Below are 4,175 nucleotides of genomic sequence, written 5' to 3'. Positions count from 1 at the left end.
AAGAGATTTACAGGCGCCGGCAGGAGACAGTTGAACGCAGCTTCGCTGATGCTAAACAACTACACGGTTATCGATATGCTCGCTACACCAGGCTTAATAGAGTGGCTGGTCAGTGTCTGATGGCTGCAACTGCCCAAAACATCAAGAAAATTGCTCAGATGGCGGCCTGAGCCTCTATTGAGCCCTCTCTACACTCCAAACCCCTTGCTTAGCCTCTGTAAATGCCCCAGTACGGTGTTTGCGAGGCTCAACCTAGATTCGAGAAACTCTCCGGCTTTTGGGTTAGCAATGCCCAGAAACAACAAACCCCAGCAAAAATGCCAGGGTTTGTCAGCGATCTGACGCGCCTCGAAGGGCGCGTTTTTTTGAGCGGTACAACAAACAGCTTAGTGGACGCCGTGCATCCCTTTTCGCATTAGCGGAGTAATCACAAACACAAACGCAGCAACGCCTACCGCAAGCCAACCCACATCAGCGTAAACGGCCAGCGTATTCGCTGTTGCCTGGGCAACATCGATTGCTTCACCACTTGATGTATCTGAACTTGTTAGGCTCGCAATTTGGCTGGCGATAAAATTAGCACCCGCCGAAGCCAGGAACCAGGTCCCCATCATCATACCAACCACTCTGGCAACACTCAGTTTGGTAATCATGGATAACCCAACAGGAGATAGGCAAAGCTCTCCTATAGTGTGCAGCAAGTAGATCATAACTACCCAAACCATGGCACTTTTACCACTTTCACCTGGGGCACCAAAATATGAAAGCACAAGGAAGCCCAGCCCCACAAAGAATAATCCAAAACCAAATTTGGCTGGTGTGGAAGGCTCTAGCCCCTTGGCAGCAAGGCGTATCCACAGAGCTGAGAACAGCGGGGCTAAAGCGATGATAAACAAGGCATTGAGGGACTGGAACTGCGACGCCTTAATCTCCCAACCAAATAACATTCTGTCTACTGATCGATCGGTATAAATATTCAGAGAAGAACCAGCTTGCTCAAAAAGAGCCCAAAACAAAACCGAGAAAGCAATGAGCCCAGAAGCTACCATCATACGGTCTCGCTCAACCGGATCACATTTGGTAAATGAAAACCAAAGAATAACTAAGACCATCAAAGCGCCGAAGCCACCCAACAGCTGGCCAACTAACTGCTGGTGTTGAACCAGTTGCCAGATCACCAAAACCGCTGCAAAGCCACCAATGTAAATTAACCTCTCTACAGAAATACCTGCAAAAACTGACTTTTTAAGTTGTTCAGGCTCAGGGGGTTCCGCATGGCCGTCTAAGGTATGTTGCCCACGAAGAAAAATAATTAAACCTAGCACCATGCCAATACCAGCAAGGCCAAAGCCATAGCCCCAGCCATAGGTTTCACCCAACCATCCGCACAACAGAGTGGCGATAAATGAGCCGAGATTAATACCCATATAAAAGATGGTAAAACCACCATCCCGCCGTGGATCATCTTCTTCGTAAAGTGAGCCAACTATTGTGGAAATATTCGCCTTTAGAAAACCAACCCCAGTGATAATCAGTGCTAACGATAGGTAAAAAATTTGTAAGTAAAGCGGATGTCGCTCTACACCATCGGCACCTTGAACAGCAGTCGGTCCTTCAAAAGCCATTCCAAAGTGGCCAAGTACCAATAGAATTGCACCAAAAGTTACGGCTTTGCGCGCCCCTAGATAACGGTCAGCCATAATCCCGCCAATTACCGGCATCAGATAAACCATAGAAGTGTAGGCACCATATATGGCGTAGGCTTTGTTATCTCCAAACAAAAAGTGCTTTGTAAGGTAAAAAATCAGCAGCGCCCTCATCCCATAGTAGGAAAAACGCTCCCACATCTCGGTCATAAAACACACGTAGAGGCCTTTGGGGTGACCAGTTTTTACTACTGAGTTCGAGGAGTCTTCAGACTGAATCGTATTCATAGTTATAAATTCACTCCATGCGCCCAAGCCTGAAAGGCGTAGCGCAATTATTGTTATTGAACCTACCAAATAGACCCGATGAGGGTATATGGGCCCCTGCCAACAAGCAAGCAAATCACTTTTCTAGTGAAGAATTGGTTAATTCTTCACCAAACTGTTCAACAATATGAACAGTTTTCTTCAAATTAGTTGAAATTTACTACTATCAATTACCCAATTAGACAGGCAGACTCACGGGCGCACCTGAGCGGCAATAATAAAGGTAGGTATATATTTTATGAGTTACGACTATAACAAAGAGAATCACTCCACCACGGTCAGTGATGTTAAGCAGCTGGGTACGTTCGCGGCATTGGCTAGCCTCAGCTATGTTTTCTGGATTGTCGGCGGAATGGAGATGGTGGAACGCTTGGCTTATTACGGGGTCAAGGCCGTTGCCGCACTTTACGCCACAGACTCTCAGGCAGATGGAGGCCTTGGGGTTACCGCATCGACTTTTGGTACGATTCTCGCCATATGGGCGCTGGTGCAAACTTTTGTACCGGTTGTTACCGGCGGCCTGTCTGACCGGCTTGGATATAAAGAAACCATTTTTATGTCCACGGTCTTTAAAATTATTGGTTATTTGATCATGGCCCTTTTCCCAACAGCCTGGGGCTTTGGCGTTGGTGCTGTGGTGTTGGCCTTCGGTACAGGTATTTTTAAACCAGGCATTCAAGGAACTCTAGTAAAAGCTACCAACCGCGAAAACAGCTCCATGGCATGGGGTGTTTTCTATCAAACTGTCAATATTGGTGGCTTCCTTGGCCCCATTGTCGCCGCAATGTTGCGTCAAATGGATTGGGCTTATGTGTTTTATGCCTGCGCAGCCATTATTTCTCTAAACTTTCTGCTGCTGCTCGCCTACAAAGAGCCCGGAAAGGAAGAACGTATTGCTTATTCTGCAAAAGTTAAAAGTGGTGAAATAAAACAAGAATCACTGTTTACTGATTCGTTGAGAGAACTAGCCAACCCTATTCTCATTTGGTACTTGGTACTGTTTTCTGCATTCTGGTTTATGTTCAATGCCCTGTTTGACGTTCTTCCCTTGCATTTGAGGGATTGGGTGGACACTTCTGCAATCGTCACCACCTTATTCGGAGAAGGTGGTACGCAAAATAGCTTCTTCATTCGCTTACTGGGAATGACCGATGATGGCAAGCTGATATTGCCCGAGGGTCTTCTCAACTGGAACGCAGGACTTATTATGCTCACCTGCTTCTTGTTTGCTGGCCTATCCGCCAGACTTAGAGCTGTTGATAGCATGATGATCGGTACTTTTCTGGCTTCTGCTGCCCTGTGTTGGCTGGGTAATGTGTCTTGGGGCTGGTACGCCGGTTTCGGGATACTGGTGTTCTCGGTAGGCGAAATGATGTCCAGCCCGAAAAGTAGTGAGTTTATCGGCAATATCGCCCCACCCCAGAAAAAAGCCATGTATCTGGGCTTCACACAATTGCCTATTGGTATTGGTTGGACGCTGGAAGCTAAAATTGGTCCCTGGATGTACGGTGAGTACGCATCCAAAGAAAAATTTTCCAGAGAGTTACTCGTAGAAAGAGGAATGGAGCCGTCTCAAGTGGAAGCCATTAAGAATGGTGAGGCTTTTGACACTCTGGTCAGCTACACGGGTGAGTCCGCTCAAGCTCTGACACAGTTGCTGCATAGCACGCACAATGTCGCTTTTATGTGGTATATCATGGCAGCAGTAGGTTTTGCTTCAGTAGTGGGGATGTTTTTCTATGGTCGTTGGTTAAAAACCAAGGCTAAAGAAGAAGCTCAAGAGATAGCCCAAACCAATCCTAGTTAAGTTTTTCTCGCTTAAAACAGGTTGAATTAAAAAAGCGGAGCTCTATGCTCCGCTCAGATCGCTGACAAACCCTGGCATTTTTGCTGGGGTTTGTTGTTTCTGGGCATTGCTAACCCAAAAGCCGGAGAGTTTCTCGAATCTAGGTTGAGCCTCGCAAACACCGTACTGGGGCATTTACAGAGGCTAAGCAAGGGGTTTGGAGTGTAGAGAGGGCTCAATAGAGGCTCAGGCCGCCATCTGAGCAATTTTCTTGATGTTTTGGGCAGTTGCAGCCATCAGACACTGACCAGCCACTCTATTAAGCCTGGTGTAGCGAGCATATCGATAACCGTGTAGTTGTTTAGCATCAGCGAAGCTGCGTTCAACTGTCTCCTGCCGGCGCCTGTAAATCTCTT

The 4,175-nt window shown here is 47.1% G+C and carries 4 protein-coding genes; 2 read left to right on the top strand and 2 right to left on the bottom strand.

What is annotated here, in order from left to right; translation table 11 throughout:
- On the top strand, positions 1 to 170 hold a 170-nt coding region (locus QSV34_RS15080), incomplete at its 5' end, for a transposase (RefSeq protein WP_289151995.1).
- Between the two features lie 216 nt (positions 171 to 386).
- Here QSV34_RS15080 and QSV34_RS15075 read toward each other — a convergent pair.
- Positions 387 to 1,934: a peptide MFS transporter gene (locus QSV34_RS15075; protein ID WP_289156061.1), complete on the bottom strand. Its 1,548-nt coding sequence runs from the start codon at positions 1,932 to 1,934 to the stop codon at positions 387 to 389.
- A 277-nt stretch (positions 1,935 to 2,211) separates the two neighbouring features.
- Between QSV34_RS15075 and QSV34_RS15070 the strand changes: the two genes are divergently transcribed.
- Positions 2,212 to 3,780 carry an MFS transporter gene (locus QSV34_RS15070; protein WP_289156060.1) on the top strand — a complete coding sequence of 523 codons (1,569 nt, stop codon included), beginning with the start codon at positions 2,212 to 2,214 and terminating at the stop codon, positions 3,778 to 3,780.
- Between the two features lie 225 nt (positions 3,781 to 4,005).
- On the opposite strand, the gene QSV34_RS15065 is transcribed toward QSV34_RS15070, so the two are convergent.
- A partial coding sequence (locus QSV34_RS15065; RefSeq protein ID WP_289151995.1) for a transposase occupies positions 4,006 to 4,175 on the bottom strand: 170 nt, incomplete at its 5' end.

Source organism: Porticoccus sp. W117 (genome assembly GCF_030341905.1).
Classification (GTDB): domain Bacteria; phylum Pseudomonadota; class Gammaproteobacteria; order Pseudomonadales; family Porticoccaceae; genus SCSIO-12696.
The sequence above is the reverse complement of the archived record's forward strand: the minus strand, read 5'-3'. Positions and strand labels throughout refer to the sequence as shown.

Bases quoted from the DNA above. Each gene is read 5' to 3' on its own strand.
- QSV34_RS15075 (WP_289156061.1), bottom strand. From the start codon at position 1,934: ATGAATACGATTCAGTCTGAAGACTCCTCGAACTCAGTAGTAAAAACT.
- QSV34_RS15070 (WP_289156060.1), top strand. From the start codon at position 2,212: ATGAGTTACGACTATAACAAAGAGAATCACTCCACCACGGTCAGTGAT.